The 16158-nt window shown below is 54.4% G+C and carries 15 protein-coding genes; 1 reads left to right on the plus strand and 14 read right to left on the minus strand.

Annotated features, from left to right (window positions below):
* Positions 1-4 precede the first annotated feature (4 nt).
* The gene (locus tag BUB68_RS02090; RefSeq protein ID WP_073088157.1) at positions 5-619 is read right to left on the minus strand and encodes an endolysin-like domain-containing protein; all 615 of its coding nucleotides are present in this window, start codon (positions 617-619) and stop codon (positions 5-7) included.
* A 518-nt stretch (positions 620-1137) separates the two neighbouring features.
* On the opposite strand from BUB68_RS02090, the gene BUB68_RS15400 reads away from it, so the two are divergent.
* Entirely contained in the window at positions 1138-1332 is a 195-nt protein-coding gene (locus BUB68_RS15400) for a hypothetical protein (protein ID WP_218587674.1), read from the plus strand.
* Between the two features lie 111 nt (positions 1333-1443).
* Here BUB68_RS15400 and BUB68_RS02095 read toward each other — a convergent pair whose 3' ends face one another.
* From BUB68_RS02095 to BUB68_RS02155, 13 genes are all read right to left on the minus strand, one after another.
* The gene (locus BUB68_RS02095) at positions 1444-2130 is read right to left on the minus strand and encodes a CsgG/HfaB family protein (RefSeq protein ID WP_073088158.1); all 687 of its coding nucleotides are present in this window, start codon (positions 2128-2130) and stop codon (positions 1444-1446) included.
* Positions 2131-2167: 37 nt separating this feature from the next.
* A complete protein-coding gene (locus tag BUB68_RS02100; RefSeq protein WP_073088159.1) occupies positions 2168-3199 on the minus strand; it encodes an autotransporter outer membrane beta-barrel domain-containing protein in 1032 nt (343 codons plus the stop codon).
* 24 nt (positions 3200-3223) lie between these two features.
* A complete protein-coding gene (locus BUB68_RS02105; protein WP_073088160.1) occupies positions 3224-4072 on the minus strand; it encodes a hypothetical protein in 849 nt (282 codons plus the stop codon).
* A complete protein-coding gene (locus tag BUB68_RS02110) occupies positions 4069-4854 on the minus strand; it encodes a hypothetical protein (RefSeq protein WP_073088161.1) in 786 nt (261 codons plus the stop codon). Before BUB68_RS02110 ends, BUB68_RS02105 begins: the two co-directional genes overlap by 4 nt.
* A complete protein-coding gene (locus BUB68_RS02115) occupies positions 4855-5667 on the minus strand; it encodes a hypothetical protein (RefSeq protein ID WP_073088162.1) in 813 nt (270 codons plus the stop codon). It lies immediately after the preceding gene.
* A gap of 1 nt (position 5668) precedes the next feature.
* A complete protein-coding gene (locus BUB68_RS02120) occupies positions 5669-6601 on the minus strand; it encodes a CsgG/HfaB family protein (RefSeq protein ID WP_073088163.1) in 933 nt (310 codons plus the stop codon).
* Positions 6588-7418, minus strand: coding sequence for a hypothetical protein (locus BUB68_RS02125; RefSeq protein WP_073088164.1), 831 nt, complete (start codon positions 7416-7418; stop codon positions 6588-6590). The genes BUB68_RS02120 and BUB68_RS02125 overlap by 14 nt, the downstream gene beginning before the upstream one ends.
* Positions 7419-7583: 165 nt before the next feature.
* A complete protein-coding gene (locus BUB68_RS02130; RefSeq protein WP_073088165.1) occupies positions 7584-8549 on the minus strand; it encodes a CAP domain-containing protein in 966 nt (321 codons plus the stop codon).
* 12 nt (positions 8550-8561) lie between these two features.
* Positions 8562-9737 carry a tetratricopeptide repeat protein gene (locus BUB68_RS02135; protein ID WP_073088166.1) on the minus strand — a complete coding sequence of 392 codons (1176 nt, stop codon included), beginning with the start codon at positions 9735-9737 and terminating at the stop codon, positions 8562-8564.
* A 94-nt stretch (positions 9738-9831) separates the two neighbouring features.
* The gene (locus tag BUB68_RS15170; RefSeq protein ID WP_073088167.1) at positions 9832-11007 is read right to left on the minus strand and encodes a hypothetical protein; all 1176 of its coding nucleotides are present in this window, start codon (positions 11005-11007) and stop codon (positions 9832-9834) included.
* 225 nt (positions 11008-11232) lie between these two features.
* On the minus strand, positions 11233-12657 hold the full coding sequence (gene araA / locus BUB68_RS02145; RefSeq protein WP_073088168.1) for an L-arabinose isomerase: 1425 nt from the start codon (positions 12655-12657) through the stop codon (positions 11233-11235).
* A gap of 209 nt (positions 12658-12866) precedes the next feature.
* Entirely contained in the window at positions 12867-14474 is a 1608-nt protein-coding gene (locus tag BUB68_RS02150; protein ID WP_073088169.1) for a xylulokinase, read from the minus strand.
* A gap of 33 nt (positions 14475-14507) precedes the next feature.
* Positions 14508-15935: a sugar porter family MFS transporter gene (locus tag BUB68_RS02155; protein WP_073088170.1), complete on the minus strand. Its 1428-nt coding sequence runs from the start codon at positions 15933-15935 to the stop codon at positions 14508-14510.
* Positions 15936-16158: the final 223 nt, after the last annotated feature.

Here is a 16158-nt window from a genome sequence, read left to right on the forward strand (position 1 = left end):
ATTTTTACTTGCCCGTATAGCGGTATACTTCCGTCCAGCCACGTCCATAGGCACTGTAGCAGTCAATCTCGCCGCCCTGATCGCCAGTGCGCCAATCACCGCCTCTGGGGTTATTGACGCCCCGCGCTTCCACAGTCTTGCCGTTGCCGATATAGATGGCCACATGGGCTTCGGGCCGGCACAGGATATCGCCGCGCTTGAGATTATCCTTGACCTCATTCCAGGAATATTTCGTGAATCCGCCGATCCTCTGCATATCCGGCCAGATGGTATCGGCATCACCGCTATACTGCTTGCCCTGATAGAGTTTCATGTAATCGGGATTCTGATGCCAGGCCTCAATGATGGGAAAACCGGCATGTTCCAAAGCATGATAAACCAGCGCTGAGCAGTCGTAATCCGGCCCCTCCCGGGAACCTGTATAAGGATTATTTGCCGTAGCATTCTCTGCCCCCTGGGAATAACCGTGACTATCGTCCGCCGCAATCTGCAACGCCCATACTACAGCCTTCTCCATGGGGTTATCCTTTTGCGGGGCAGCCTGTGCTGCAGACAGTCCGCCCCATATCATGCTTCCCGCAACCATAGAAGCCACAATCCAGCGGCTTATTTTTCTCATAACCTGCACCTGCCTTTTCCTCTTTGCTCTCAAAATCCATTACTGATACTTATTATTATACATGGCAGGCACATTTTTTCAACAATCAGGTATTTAGTACCTGATAGAAAAATCTGCTGCTAAAAAAGATGCTGTAAACATACATATAAATTGCAGTTTGTCGTTTAGTTCGTGCTGAAACTATCCCGTTCATACGCAACAGGGGTTCACGGGGGAGTGCTTTTTCTGTTTCCGCTAAACGACCCTCCCTGTAAGGTTAGAGTTGTTTAGCTGGATTGCGCCGGGCAGGCCAGCGGCGCGTTTTTCAGCGTGCTCTTTAGCTGCTGCCTGCGTCGGGCCGGTCTTCGCTGCGCTCAGACGGTCGCTCCCACAGAAAAAGCACTCCCCCGTTCGCCACCAGGCACGATTTTGGCAATTGGCACAGACTCGGTTCTCCTGTGACAAGAACATCGATGTGCTTGCACCTTTCAGCAAAGGCGTAGTAGTCTTTACGAGCGTACCTTTGGGTGGAGGTGGGGATGCTTTTTCGCCGACGGAACGACTGCCTGAACGAAGTGAAGGCTGGCCCGCAAACAGCATTGGCTGGAAGCTTCGTTGATTGGAGCGCCGTTGGCCTGCCCGGCGCAGGTAGCTGGAAGATGCTTACTTCTGCTGGCGGGTCATTTAGTGGAGCGGCGAAAAAGTATTCCCACCGCCGCCCCACTGCTCTGTAACGAATTGCGTTTCAGCTCGCACCCACAAACTGCAATTTACACGCCAAAAATCCGCTGACATTTCTCAGCGGATTTTTGTGATTTCCGGGAGATATTTCACTGCCCGATAAATTAATTTTTTCTCTTGTTGCCGCTTTTGCCACAAAGCTTTTCCGTGAGCATATCTGCAGTCTGGACGGTCGCTTTGCGGACAGCGTTATGGACGCTGATCTGCGTTACCTTGCGGGTACCCACGGTGACATAGCCGGCCGCTTCACTCCCTAACTTGGCAATGGCACTGTCGGATTTACCCTCGCCCTTTGCCGCCGCTATGATTTCACCGGTCCGGACATCCATCACCCGGGCCACGACCTGCGCTCTTACCGTATGCACTTTGGCACCGCTGCCCATGACGGTGGCCGTGTTCTCACTGACCACCAGGCTGCCGAGATTGCCGTAGACAATATAGGGAACGCCGAGCAGCTCACCGATTTGCTGTGCACTATCCGGGTCAATCCGCCCCGTGTATTTTATCCCCGCGGCCTGCAGCTTCTCCGCATATATATCCTTGTCCATGATGATGAATTTCCCGGATTCGAGCATCTGTTCAATCAGATAATCACTGATAGACTTATTCGCGCCCTTCATCTGCACCTCGCTGGTGAAAGCCCCTGGATAACTGCCAAAATCCATCACCGCGATCCGGCAAGGTACCTCCACCAATGGCGCCGCCAGAACACTGTCGGCTGACAATCTTGACCATAACAGAACTGCCAGCAGCCACAGGATGAACATCCCTTTTTTCAGCACGGTTTGCATTCCGCTCCGCCCCTTCCTGCAGCCTCGAACTCACGCCTCAAAAAACTTTTTTGAACTTTACCCCTGTCGTAACACCGTGCTGCTTGCCCATCCAGCCGGTGACATTGATATCCAGCGCACTGGAGGATCGGGCCGACTGGCGTACCTGCCAGCCCAGTTCGAGCATGCCGCTGGAGCCGTGCTCACTATCGCCCTTCACACTCCAGCCGTTCCCATACGTATCGGCGGCACCGCTATGGTCATACTGATAAGCCAGCCCGGTGTAAAAGCTCTGGGTTTTGCTCGTATAACGGGTAACCTTTGCGCCGACGCGGAAACGGCCGCTGTTGCTCGAACTCGTCCTGTAGCCGAACTTGTTGAGGCTCAGGCCTTTCTGATAGGTATGATGATACATGCCATAGACTTTCAGAATACTCTGCGGATCCACCTTGAGCTGCCGCCCCACATGAATATGCCCGGACCACACAGGCGCCGAAGCATCATCGCTGATCCAGCCTCGCTGCGTATATTCTACCTTGTTGCGGCCATAACGCAGACTGGCTTCATAGTAGAAACCATTCTGCATGGATTGGCGCACTATGCCTCCGCCTGCCCAATAGGTGGTTTTGCCGTTTCCCATTTTCCCCCATTGGTTCGAATAGGTGTCAAAACGGCCATGACCATAGTCGATGACCGGCGCAAAGGTGAGCTGGCCGCCACCAGCAGTATCGATGGTCTTGGCCAGGCCCAGATTCACACCGGTGCTATTCGATTTAATCTCTCCATCCTTAAGATTCGTGTTAAGGTGGCCATATCCCACATTGGCAAAGACCTGAAAATCCCCGGAAGAAGGGGCGCCCGCCACATTCACATCCACCTTGTCGCCATCCTCTTTGACTTCCACGGTATCCGCCGCCAGCCAATCAGTGGACAGATCCGCCACCTGATTGATAACGGTCTGGGCAGGTATGTTCTCACTGACACTGCTCCCTGCATAAGCGGGCGCAGCATACAGGGCCACGCTGCCCGCCAATCCCCCCAAAAGCACATTTCTCGTGATTATCCTGCGCTCTTTGCTGCTTAACTTCATCGTTACCATTCCTTCCTGCAAAAATTATTTCAAAAACAATTTTCCCGTTTCGACATCGGCAAGCAGGGCCTCTGTCACCTTGCCGGCAGCCTGCTCGAGCGCCTTGCGATAAAGGCTGCCGCTCAGCCTGGCCGAGCCCAGGGTAACTGCACCGATGGTAATCCCTCTGGTGGTCGCCAGGCCTACCACCCGCTTCGTCCACAGGACTTCCCCCGTGGCCGCTTTTATCAGGCGGATGTCGCATTCGATGCCTATCCCGGACCTGCTGATCTCGATGTCCCCGAGCATGCCACCCAACGGCCCCGAGATGCCGCTGAGCGACACCGAGATGGGAGTTGCTGCCAGCGCCGAAGCGGTGTTGACCGCCGTCGACATCGCGGCATAATCCACATTCCACCAATTGCCAATTCCCATATTGATGATGGTTCCCTGTATGAGATAGTCCGCCTTGTGCTGTTCGCCGATAGCGCGCGTGATCGAAGGCGTCACGATCTGCCCGACCGAGGCCGTGGCAATGGATTGTGCCTTGTTCTCCCGAAACCCCGGCCCCTCAAAGAGAGCATTGTAATCATGGGTGGCAGCCGCCGTCTTGAATTCCTGCAGCTCCTGCATTTTCTCGCGGTAGAGTTCCCGCTCCATATTTTCCTCAAGCGGCCGGGTCTCCATCAGGCGGAAACGATGACTGTCAAGCAGACGCACCATCACCAGCTCCGAGAGCTGCTCGGCCGTCTCGATGGCATCATAGCGGGTATCATCGGTGAATTTCATCAGCACGCAGGCCGGACGGTTATCTGCTGCCGGCGCCGCCCCCGCCAGTTGCGGCAACAGCAGCCCCAGCGCAAGGCCTGCAAAAAGAATTTTTCTCAGCTTCATTTCGCCTTTGCCTCCTTGCGCTTCGTAACATCCGCCAGCTTAGCCGGCAGGGAAAGATATTCTTCCCGCGGGGCAGCGGTAAAAGCCTTTACCGCAATAATACACTTATGCCCCGTAAGGTTCCCGGCAGCATCCGCACCGAACTCGGCAACTGCGATTTTTGTCAACACGCCGCCTGTAAAATAGCAGCGGATAATCTGCGTGCGGTCCTCGCTTTTCCCCTGATAATCCTCATAGGTGACGCCACCCGCCAGAGTGCCAGCCGCCACCTGAGCCCAACCTTGGGGACGGCCCGCAGAAAGCAGAGCATTTATGATCCGGGACATATCCTCATCCCCGTAGCTCTTGCCCTCCAGGGCTTCGGCCAGATAGTTGCGGTTATTGGCCGTCACCTGATTCTTTTTTGTGCCGAAATACTCATAGCCGCCTTTGCCCTTGTATTTCGTGAAAAAGAAGTCCTCCCCCCCCTTCGTCAAGCGGCAGGCGGCAAATTCCTCATCCCCGACTTCCTCGTAACGGTCCTCTCCCCGGCTCACGATCATCCCCTTGCGGGGGCGATTGGTCAGATAATCATTCTGCGCCACCGCCAGCCCAGTCTTGCCGAAAAGGTGCACCCGGTCACGATTGGTGACCCGCTCCGCCGGGGTAATGTTGTGATATTCGATGGTGTAACGGCCCTCCAGCAGGATTTGCCGATAGCGATCCAACGCAGCAGCCTCGCCAAAGGACGCAGGCAAGATTTCCAAGCCAAGAAGCAGGAGCACCAGCAGGCATTTCATCACTCAAATCCCCTCCAGAATGCCAATCTGCACCGGCTCTTCCAGAAGGTCATTCATATCCCCCCTGCCGGCAGCGTAGAGTTTCGTTTTTTTGGCCACGCGGAACAAATCCTGCGGCCAGGCACTGCCTATGGCCTTTACCTCCAGCGTGTTCACCGCCATTTCCCGGCCGTTGCTCACCACGAAGGAACGGGCCAGCATCAGTTGCCCATCCAGGTATAAAAGCTCATATTGGTAGTCCGCATCCCTTCCGTCAAAGGTCTTCAACTTGCTGCTGTAACGGTCGGACTCGTAATTCTTTCCCCCCAGCACGACCTTGCCGCTCTCCAGGAATTGCGGCTCCGTCATGGACTTAGCGTAAGCTGCATAGGGATCGTCCCAGTAAAGCGGAGCTAGTTCCAACGGCAGGGCGAGCTTCGTCTTCACCTTGCTCCAGCCCATGCGGGGATCGAGGTTTTCGCCTTCCGCTTCCGCTGCGGGGCAGACAAAGGCCTTGTCCGGCTCAATGAACTGATAGTATCTCCCATCCTTATACATGGTTTCCGGATTCCGCGGCGTACGGCCGCCAAAAAGATTGCCGATAGGATTCAAATTCGTCACCCAGGACAGGCTGCTGCCGTAACGGGTGCGCTCCATGCGGGCACCCCCCGCCTCACCGATGACCCGCACATTGTAGTCATCCTTATATTCCACATAAAACTGCCCAGAATGAAAGATACTACGCAACTCCCCGGCCGCCGGATTTTCGGCACTGACCGCCGCAGGGCACAGGCAGCATAGGCACAGCCATAGCGCTGTTATGGATTTTTTCATCATCTCACACCCGCCGCCGCTGGCCTTTGCCGTCCAATTTGGCCAAGAAACCGAATTTCTTGTTGAACACAAGATCGTCAACGGCTTTATACAGGGCGTTCCGGACCTGCACCTGACTGAACTCAGTCGTGCCAATCGTAATCGTGTGCTGTACGGTCTGCTGTACGTGCTGCACGACGACAGGCTGAGTCCCCTCCGTGGTGCTCTCCGTGGCGCTCTCCGTAAGGCTCGTATCCAACACTCCCGCAGCCGTTTCGGATTCACTCGTTTCCGTCTCGGCAGAAGTGCTCTCTACTGCCTCGCTGGACGTGCTCTCCGCTGCCTCGCTGGACGTGCCGGCCACCGCCTCACTGGATGTGCTTGCCGCGGGCTCGCCGATGACCGGTGTTGTCACCGTTTTCTTGAGCTTGAACTGGGCATAGGTGCTGGCAGATTCACCTGTACCACTGGCGGCACAGACAATCTGCCCGGTTTCCACATCAATCATGCGCAGGGTGACATTGGCAATCACCGTATTCTTCTTGCCCCCCACAGAACCGGCCTGGCTGTTCTCATAGGACATGCCGCTTTTCTTGGCACTGAGGCCTGTGACACTGCCGGCGATGAGATATTTCACCCCCGCCAGCCTCCCTACTGCCACAGCAGTACTCTGATCCACCAGTCCGCTCATATTGAGCTTATGCTCCTCCGTGATGGCCAATAGTTCCGAACGTTCAATGAGGTTGAACCTGCCCGTATCTAAAAGCGCTTCAATGACGAACTCCGACACCATGCCTGCATCCTCTAACGACAGTTCCTTGGACACCGCCGCCCGCTGGGCATAGGGAAGCACCGCCACGTTATCCCGCGCCTTGTCCAACGCGGCCTCGCACCCCCCTTGCGGGACAAGCAGCAACGCCCAGAGCACGAGCATGCCCAAAAACTTAACCATTCGCATCTTCATCGCCTCCTTGCCAGGCCGTGGATCGCACTACCTGAACTTTTGCACCGACCTTTTTGAACAGGCCCTCCAGCCGCTCAGCGGCTTCACGGACAGCCTTGGCGCCCGCCTTTTCCTCAGCCCCTTCTGCACTTGCTGCCACGTCACTGGCCCGCAAGGAAAAAGTTCCCACTACGTGATTGCTGCTTTTCTCGATCACCGTCACATCGAGGCTTGCCTGTCCGGAGAACAGCCCCGTAGCCGTGCTTTCCCGTTTGGCATTGGGCACGAAAATCTCCTGGCTCGAAGCAGAAAGCTCCCCTTTCACCAAAAAATCAGGATTATCCTCCTCGGCCTGCACATTACCAAAGCCCAGTTCCAACAGCCGCTCATTGAACACGGACTCCGCCGTCGCATCCCGTTCCGCCGCCTCTGCGCCACCGCGTGTGACCGAAACGAAAAAGGCGGGATCATTCAGGAGCATCAGCATGGTAAGCTTGTCCATCAGGCCAGCATCCGGCGCATCATTTACATCGACCAAAGCCTTCACCGTGTAACCTGCATCCGTTGCCCCTTCCTCGAGCACCTTGATTTTCCGCACGTACCCCCGGGAATGCGTATAGATATTATCCAGCGCCAGCCGGCTTTCCCGCACCAAAGTCCAGGCATCGATATACGTGCCCACAACTTCTTCCACGGCACACCTGGCCGCGTGCTGGATTGCGGCCGCACGGTCTACCCCCATCCCCTCGACGACAGCCTCCTTGGCCGAGGCAGAGGGCAAGCCTCCTAAACAGGCGGCCAGCAGCAATAGAAAGATTTTTTTTGCATACACGACACGCACCTTCCTTGCACTTGTAAAATCCCCATAATGTACCCTACCTATTCGCAACTGCAGTGCAAAATTCCTGCCTATCACAGAAAGTTTTTAAGTCCCTTGCAGCGGCTCCGCCCGATCCGCATCGCGCCGCGCATAAGCTGCCGGATAGCATACTGTCACTCAGTAGACACGGAACGCTGGCTGCTCTGCTATATACTGTGTCAATTGCCATAGCCGCTCACCACCGGACAGCCGGTAGGACTTGCCGCGGCGCAGTTCTTCGATATCCGTGAAGAAATTATGGGCATTGAAGGCGAGCACGATCCATGTGCCATCCTTCATGTGGAAACGAAATACCTCGCTGTAATCGTCCACCTCCCCCTGATTGGCATATCCTTCTGCCCGGATAAGTGAAAGGGCATCTGCCACGGCCTGGATTACCGCCTTGTCCCTTACGGTAAACCGCTGGAACATATGATACTGCCGGTCGTACACCAGTTCATCGCAGCTTGCGGCATTCAATCCCAAAAGTTTCGGCTCCGCAGCTAACCCGGCCAGCGTACAAGGAAAGGCACCCGCTTCGCTGCAGCTTCCCTCAGCAGGCATATCCCCTGCCTGTGGCTGGGATATCGCAGACTTTTCTCCCGCCAAATCCCCGGGCTGTATTTCCTCTCCCCTGCCGCTGGTTGGAGCCGCAAAGAGCTGCACCCAATAGACCTTCCCATTGGACAGGGTAAAATGGGCAATGCCCGTATGGGTAAAGGGCGCATGAAGAATATTGTCCAGATGGTCTGGCGAGTCCACCCAGTCATCCACGGCCCGTTCCGGCGTCAGATCCATGCCAGCGACAAGATTTTCTCCCGCCGTGCGGTAAGTCATGCCTACTTCCCTGAATACCGTCAGACAGTCCGAACCATCGGGGCGGTCATGGGCGAAAAGACGCTCCATCTCTGCTGCGCGGATGGCCGCCGCTTTGTTGATGACGCTGTCCATGACCAAAGGCTCCAGGCCTTTTTGCTGGCGCACCTCGTTGACCAGCCGCAGCACCTCCCCGTCCTCTGCTGTCGCCGCCTCACTAGCGGGCATAAGGGCCATGAACGCCATGAACGCCACCACCAGGAGCACGAAAAACCTATGCATTTTCATGTGGCTCTCCCCCTATCCTGCATAGCCAAGGGCTTGCGCCCTCTGCCAATCTGCCGCAGCCGCTGCGGCATTTCCCAGCTGCTGGTATACCAGTGCACGGTTGTAATAGCACATGCCGTTATTAGGGGCCAAGGCGATGGCCTGATTGATTGCCTGCAAGGCAGCCTGAAAATCTTTCTGAGCATAGCATACGACGCCGAGTTTGATAAAGACATCCGGGTTCGTAGGCAGAAGGCTGGCCGCCTTCTCGAAATCCTGCCGGGCGAGAACCAATTCCTGGCGATGGTAATGGGCATACCCGCGGTTGGAATAAGCTTCGCCATAGTTTGGATTCAGGCGGATAGCCGCATCAAACTCGGCGATGGACTCCTCGCCCCGGCCCAACTGCCAGTACACATAGCCCCGATTGTAACGCACCAAAGGATTGTTCGGAGCAAGCCTTACCGCTACATTGCAATCCTCCAGTGCGGCTTGGGGCTGCCCTTTGACCATCATCAGGAGCCTGCTGCGGTTGACGCGCGGCTCCAAAGCATTCGGATTGAGCCGGATGGCTTCCCCATAAAGGCTCAGTGCCTCATCGAAGCGCCCTTCATATTCGGCCCGGATTGCTGCCGAATTCTTTTCCACGGCCTGGAAAGTATTGTCTACGGCCTGAACTTCTGCCTGAATGGCCTGCTCTTCCTGTGGCGATGCCGCCGTGTTCATCTTCTCCTTTAATGCGCGCAGCTCGGCAGCCTGCGCCTCGTATTCGGCTTGCAATTTATTGTATTTGTCCGTAATCTCCCCCACATCCCCGCGGCGCAAGCCCTGGACAGCCGCATCTGTGTCCACGCTGGCCTGAATACTGGCGATAACGGTTATATTCCCTGCCTGGTCCAAGGAATTTTCAAATTTCTTATCCTGAATCTTGAGGATATTGCTGGCCACAGCCGTGATTTCATCCGCCACCACCTGCAGATCCTTGGTCTTCGTGTAACTCTCGATATAAACGCCTGCCTGCTCCACGGCCTGGCGTTCCGCTTCCTTCAAGGCTCGCTGCTGGGCGATGTCAACGGTTTCATACTTGCTCATCGTATATTGTCCCGTGCCCTTCACCTGCACAATTTCGGCAGCGGCAAGGCCAGGAAGTGTCGTTGCCAACAAGGCAGCAAGAGGAAGCGCGCGGAATAGCTTCCGCAATTGATTCATCCTTGTCCACTCCATGCACACTCATCCTTTCCAAAATCAGTAACGAAAAGTCGTAAAGCCGCCCCCTTAGGGGGCGGCCAGGTATGCTATCTTCTTACTTCACCAGGGTGGCCTCTCTGCTCTGGATCGAAATCGAGCAATTACCGCTCGTGCGTGCGTAGGCCGTGGTGTTCTTGGTCACTTTCTGTGGCAGCGTCTTGAAATATAAATGGAATACCTTATCCGTATCCTTCATGTTCTTGATCTTCAACCAACCACTAAAGCCGGAATACGTTGTTGTCTCGGTCAGTTTCTCACCCGTGTCGGCATTATAGATGGCGATGTTGGGAGCGCAGGTTCTTACTTTGTTAATGCCGGCTTTATCTTTCTTTTCCTGGATACCGCCCAAGTTAATGGAAAGCACGATATGGTCGGTTGCCCATTTCTTTCCCTTCAATGGACGCACGGTAAAATTGACATTGCCAAGGCCATAAGTGGTTTTGATCGTGTCCAGACGTTTTTCCTGCGGAGTGTTGGGTTTATTGTTGTTATTGTTGGTGGCTGCTGGTGCTGGTGCCGGTGCCGGAGCTGGGGCGGGCGCGGGAGCCGGAGTTGTTGCCTGCACTATGGGCTGGTTGGCGTTGAAGCTGCCCTGCCTCCAGGCATGCCCACCTCCCTTGGGGCATTTACCAACAGGCACCTTGGCGGCAACAGATTCTGTACTCGTCGTCTTCTGATAGCATTTCAGGCAGGTATAGGTGTATTTCTTGGCAGGCGGAGGATTCAGGCTGCCACTGACCCAGTTATGTACGCCGCCCTTGGAACATTTGGTCTTGGGAACAGCCTGGGCATTGGCAATAGTGGTCGTGGTCTTTTGGTAGCACTTAGTGCAGGTGTAGGTGTACTGCTTGGCAGGCTGTGGCTTTATCTGCGGAGTTATCGGCGGTTTAACCGGCTGAACCGTTGGCGGCTTTGCAGGCTGCGGCTTAGCTGGCTGTGGCTTAGCTGGCTGCGGTTTAGCTGGCTGTGGTCTAGCTGGCTGCGGCTGGTTTACTATGGTGCTCCGCCAGGTATGGGTGCCGCCTTTGGCACACCCTAGGACAGTAGGCATGTTGGGCTGCGTCACACTCTTGCCGCATTTGCTGCATGTCCACTTAACCGTCGTAGCCGCCTGTGCTATGCTCTGCACGCTCTCCGGGGAAAAATCGGCCACTGGGGCACCCGTAATCCCCAAAAAGGCTCCCGCACACACGAGAGCAACGGTCTTGTTTTTCCATGATGAGGTTTCCATCCTACGCACTTCCTTTCTAAGATACGAATTTTCTTGCAATTTGAAGTTATCGTTCTATTCTCCACCAGGCAAAGGATTTCCTGCCTAAAGAAAAATTTCTTCCAAAGAAAAACAGGCTGTGAAATAACAAAAAGAATAACAATTGGCGAGCAAATACTTACTCGCCAATCGTTATTCTTGCTATTCGCTATGCAGCCACCCGCTCAAAGGAAGTGGATGGGCAAATCAGCAGATTTCTACCAGATTTACGCCCAGCATTACACCGAGGTCGTGGATCTGTTCTTCCGTCAGGCGGAAGGAAAGTACCGTATGATGGCCGCCGCCAGCTTTGATCCATTCCGTGGAGCCTTTCTTCAGGCCGCATTTCGGCGTCCAGAGCTGTTTGGCTACCGGCAGATGCGGGGTTTCGGCTTCAGCCTTGCGGCAGTCAACCGGATAGCTGATCATGCGGAAACCATCACGGAAGTCAGCCACGGTCACATCCACAGCTTCGCCATCAGCGCCCGTGAATACCAGACGTGCCGGATCGTCCTTGCCGCCGATATCCAGCGGATGGACTTCGACTTTCGGCTTGTCGCTGGCAATGGTCGGATCGACTTCGAGCATATGTGCACCAAGGATGGCCTCATGGCCTTTGCGCAGGTCAAGGGTGTAGTCTTCCATGAAGACCGTACGGTCATTATGAGCCATGATTTTCAGCAGGCGGGTAAGGGCTGCATGTTTCCAGTCACCTTCAGCAGCAAAGCCATAGCCGTCACGCATGAGGAGCTGGGCAGCCAGACCCGGCAGCTGTTTGAGGCCCTTGAGATCCTGGAAGTTCGTGCAGAAGGCATTGTAGCCACGGTCATCCAGGAACTTCTTGATGGCGATGTATTCGCGCAGCTGATAGCGCACGGATTCTTCGAATTTGTCCTGGGGGTTATCCTGCGGATTCAGCGTGTACAGTTCGGCCAGTTTCTTGTATTCAGCGTCGATATCTGCTTCGGAAACGGCGTCAACCTCGTCCACGAGTTCGCCTACCGGCCAGTAGTCAACCGTCCAGCCCAACTGGATCTGTGCTTCTACCTTGTCGCCTTCGGTAACGGCTACATCTCGCATGGTATCGCCGAAACGACAGACACGGATGTTGAAGCTTTCGTTATAAGCCACAGCCACATCCTGCCAGGAAGCGATTTCCTTCTGGACTTCCTCGTCGCCCCAATAACCATAGACAATCTTGTTATTGATGCCCAGACGGGAGTTCAGATAACCATATTCACGATCACCATGGGCGCTCTGGTTGAGATTCATGTAGTCAAAGTCAATCGTAGCATAGGGAATCTCATTGAGATACTGCGTAGCCAGATGCAACAGCGGTTTTTGCAGAAGCTTCGTGCCACGAATCCAGTTCTTGGCCGGAGAGAAGGTGTGCATCCAGGTGATGACACCAGCGACTTCATCATGGTAGTTGACATCCTTCATGAACTGCGTGATGCCTTCAGCCGTGGTCATAACGCCTTTGCAGACCACCTTGTACGGCAGCTTGCCGCTCTCATTGAGCTTGGCTGCGATTTCCATCGCATCCCGTTCTACATTCTTGAGCTGCTCCTCACCATAAAGGAACTGACTGCCAGCAACAAACCAGAATTCGTAATTCTTAACTTCCAACATTGAAAATACTTCCCTTCTATTTGACATTGACTTTATATGACATTATTGTAGGTGCCTACTTTGAAGCCCCTTCCGCCCCTGACGCGGGACACCTTCCCCAGATGGGCAGGCTATTGGGATATGTGCCGCAAGATTTAACTAAACGTCCTCAGCTCAGGCTTATGAACAGCCGATAACCCAAAATCAAGGTCTATCGTTGCCCGGCGCCCTTACTTATCTGCTACCAGCCCGCCTGCCTGCTGTTCCAACGGCAGACCTTCCTGATAAGCTGCAATGAACTCCTTGCATCCCTCTACTCCTTCGGCATTCGGTGTCAGCGTAGTGCTCTGGGGGTTCTTGAACACCTTGGTATCCAGGAAATCCGGCAGGCTGTCTTTGCCTGCGTTGTCCTTGGCATACACCGCCAACACTGCCATGCCCCAGGGGCCGCCTTCGCTGGCGGTTTCCATTACGGTAATGGGAATCCCCAGGCTGTCGGAAAGTACCTGCTGGGCAATGACCGGCGTCTTGAACAATCCGCCCTGTGCCACCATCACATCCGTCTTGACGCCTTCGTCCTTGATCAGCACATCCATGCCGATTTTCAGCGGTGCAAAGGCCCCGTAGAGCTGAGCCAGCATAAAGTTGCCCAAGCCCATATGGCTATGAGGTGTTCTCACGAACAGGGGACGTCCAGACTCTACCTGCGTGATGTTCTCACCGGACAGGCAGCTGTAATTCACGAGGCCGCCAGCGTCCTTGTCCGCGCCCTGCACCGTATTGAACAGGGTGCTGTAAAGTTTTGCCGGAGTCTGTTCGTGGCCAATGGCTTTGGCAAATTCCCCGAACATATTCACCCAGGCATTGATATCAGAAGAACAGTTGTTGACATGCACCATGGCCACATTGGCACCATCGGGGGTTGTGACGATGTCGATGTCCCGGTGCACCTTCTTCAAGGGTTCATCCAATACATTCATGGAAAAAGCGGAAGTACCCACGGAGATATTGCCCGTGCGTTTGCGCACGCTGTTGGTGGATACCATGCCCGTGCCTGCATCCCCTTCCGGCGGAGCCATCAGGGCACCAGCCTTTAACGTGCCGGAAGGATCGAGCAATTTGGCACCAGCTTCACTCAAACGGCCGGCCTCCACGCCAGCTCGCAGGGATTTGGGCAGGATTGCAGTCAGCTTCCAGGGATAAGCGGCGACTTCCGGCAATCCATCGAAAATCCTGACCATGCCTTCGTCATAGTCGCCGGTGCTCTCGTCAATCGGGAACATACCAGAGGCATCGCCTACACCCAGAACCTTCTCACCGCAAAGCTGCCAATGGATGTAGCCTGCCAGGGTCGTAAGGAAGTCAATATCCTTTACATGCTCTTCCCCATTCAGGATGGCCTGATACAGATGGGCAATGCTCCAACGCTGCGGAATGTTGAAGGAAAGTTTTTCCGTCAGCTTATCCGCGGCCTCACCCGTGATATTGTTGCGCCAGGTGCGGAAAGCAGCCAGCTGCTTGCCCTCCTTGTCAAAGGGCAGATAACCATGCATCATGGCACTGATGCCGATGGAACCAAGCTTGTCCAGCGTCACATGGTAACGGCTCTTCACATCTGCTGCGAGCTCTGCAAAGCAGGTCTGAATGCCTTTCCAGGCTTCACTCATCTCATAAGTCCAGATACCATCCACCAGCTGGTTTTCCCATTCAAAGCTGGCGCTTGCCAAAGTTTCGCAATCTTCGTTCACGAGCACGGCCTTGATACGGGTGGAGCCGAGCTCCACCCCCAGTGCCGTCGCACCGCTTTCAATGCTTGCCGCATTTTTTACCAAATCCATAACCAAAGCCTCCTAAATGATGAAGGATATATCTTAGCCCATATTAGTTGCCGGGCAGGCTTTATCTTTTTTTCCGTGAGCAATTCCTGCTGCTTCAATTTCTTCCAGCGTTGCGCCACGGGTTTCCGGTACGCAGTTGCGGATGAAAGCTACGCCCAAGAGGCAGATGCAGCCGAAGATGGCAAACACAGCGGCCTGAGAAATGCTGGCCGTCATGATCGGGAACAGCAGACCTACCAGGAAGGAACCGATCCAGTTGAAGGAAGATGCCATACCAGAAGCACGGCCGCGGATTGCCAGGGGGAATATTTCACCAACGATTACCCAGGTGAGAGGTGCCCAAGTAAAGGAGTAGAACGCAACATAGACACAGAGGAAACCAACGATCATCATGGGATCAGTATCCGGCACGATGCTGTTGATGACAGCCGGCAGGATGAAGGACAGGCCCATAACCGTACCGCCCAAAGTCAGCAGCGTGCGGCGGTTGAAGCGATCGGCCACAGCCAGGAATACGAGAGAACCGAAAACTAAGAGAATGCCCTGAATGATCGGCCACATGAGCTGGGAGCTGGCTGCCTGACCGGTAGCCTGTTCCACGATCAGCGGAATGTAATAGAAAATCGCATTAGCACCCTGGAACTGCTGGAAGGCGGCCACGCCAACGCCAGCGGTAACCAGATAGCGGTATTTGTCAGAGAGGAGAGTGCTGAGGGAAGTATTGGCAGCAGCTGCCGTTTCTTCCTGAGCCGTTTCCTGAATGTCGCGGAGTTCAGCATCCACTTCATCTTTCTCACGGATAAAACCGAGGACCTGACGAGCTTCAGCAATCTTGCCATGACGGACGAGGAAACGCGGAGATTCTGGGAGTCTCAGCACTCCGAGGAAAAGTATGACAGCGGGAACAGCGGCGAGGCTGAGCATCAGTCTCCATGCCAAAGTTTCCGGCATATCCTTTAATAGGAAGTCAACTACATAAGAAAGAAGCATACCAGATACGATCATGGTCTGATTGATACCGGACAGGCGCCCACGCAGACGAGCCGGAGACATTTCCGACATATAAGCCGGAACGAGAGCCGAAGCTGCACCGACAGCCAGACCTAAGAGCACGCGGACAGCAATCAGATAAAGGGAACCATCCTGCGGAGCCAGACCAGAAAGAATCGAACCGACAACAAAGATAAGTGCTGATAAAAGAATCATCTTACGGCGGCCCAGCTTATCCGAAAGCTGACCAGCCAAAGCGCCACCGAAGATAGCGCCGAACATAACAGAAGAAGTGATCCAGCCGATGATGCTGGCGTTGCCCGCGAGGCCCCAGTCGTTCTGCAGGAACGGAAGAGCACCGGTCATAACGCCGATATCATAGCCAAAGAGTATACCGCCAAACGAACCAAAGAAATAGATGAATGCGCTGGAGATCTTCTTCTCCTGCACACTAGAGGAACCATTTGCCATAGTGTACTAACCTCATTTCTTATTTTTTCTTGTTCTTGTTTTTAAAGCTTTCTGTGTTCGAGCACACTTATAATATAGCACTGCACAATTACTTTGTCAATGTATTTATTACTTTTTATTTGTGATATATTTATAATTCTATATACTATTTTCAGTATATTCTTTTTATTCTTGCCTCAAAAATCTCCCTGGAAAGCCAGTGTGAAGCATCCGGCTTTCCAGG

The organism is Pseudoselenomonas ruminantium (assembly GCF_900142515.1).
GTDB classification, from domain to species: Bacteria; Bacillota; Negativicutes; order Selenomonadales; family Selenomonadaceae; genus Selenomonas_A; species Selenomonas_A ruminantium_D.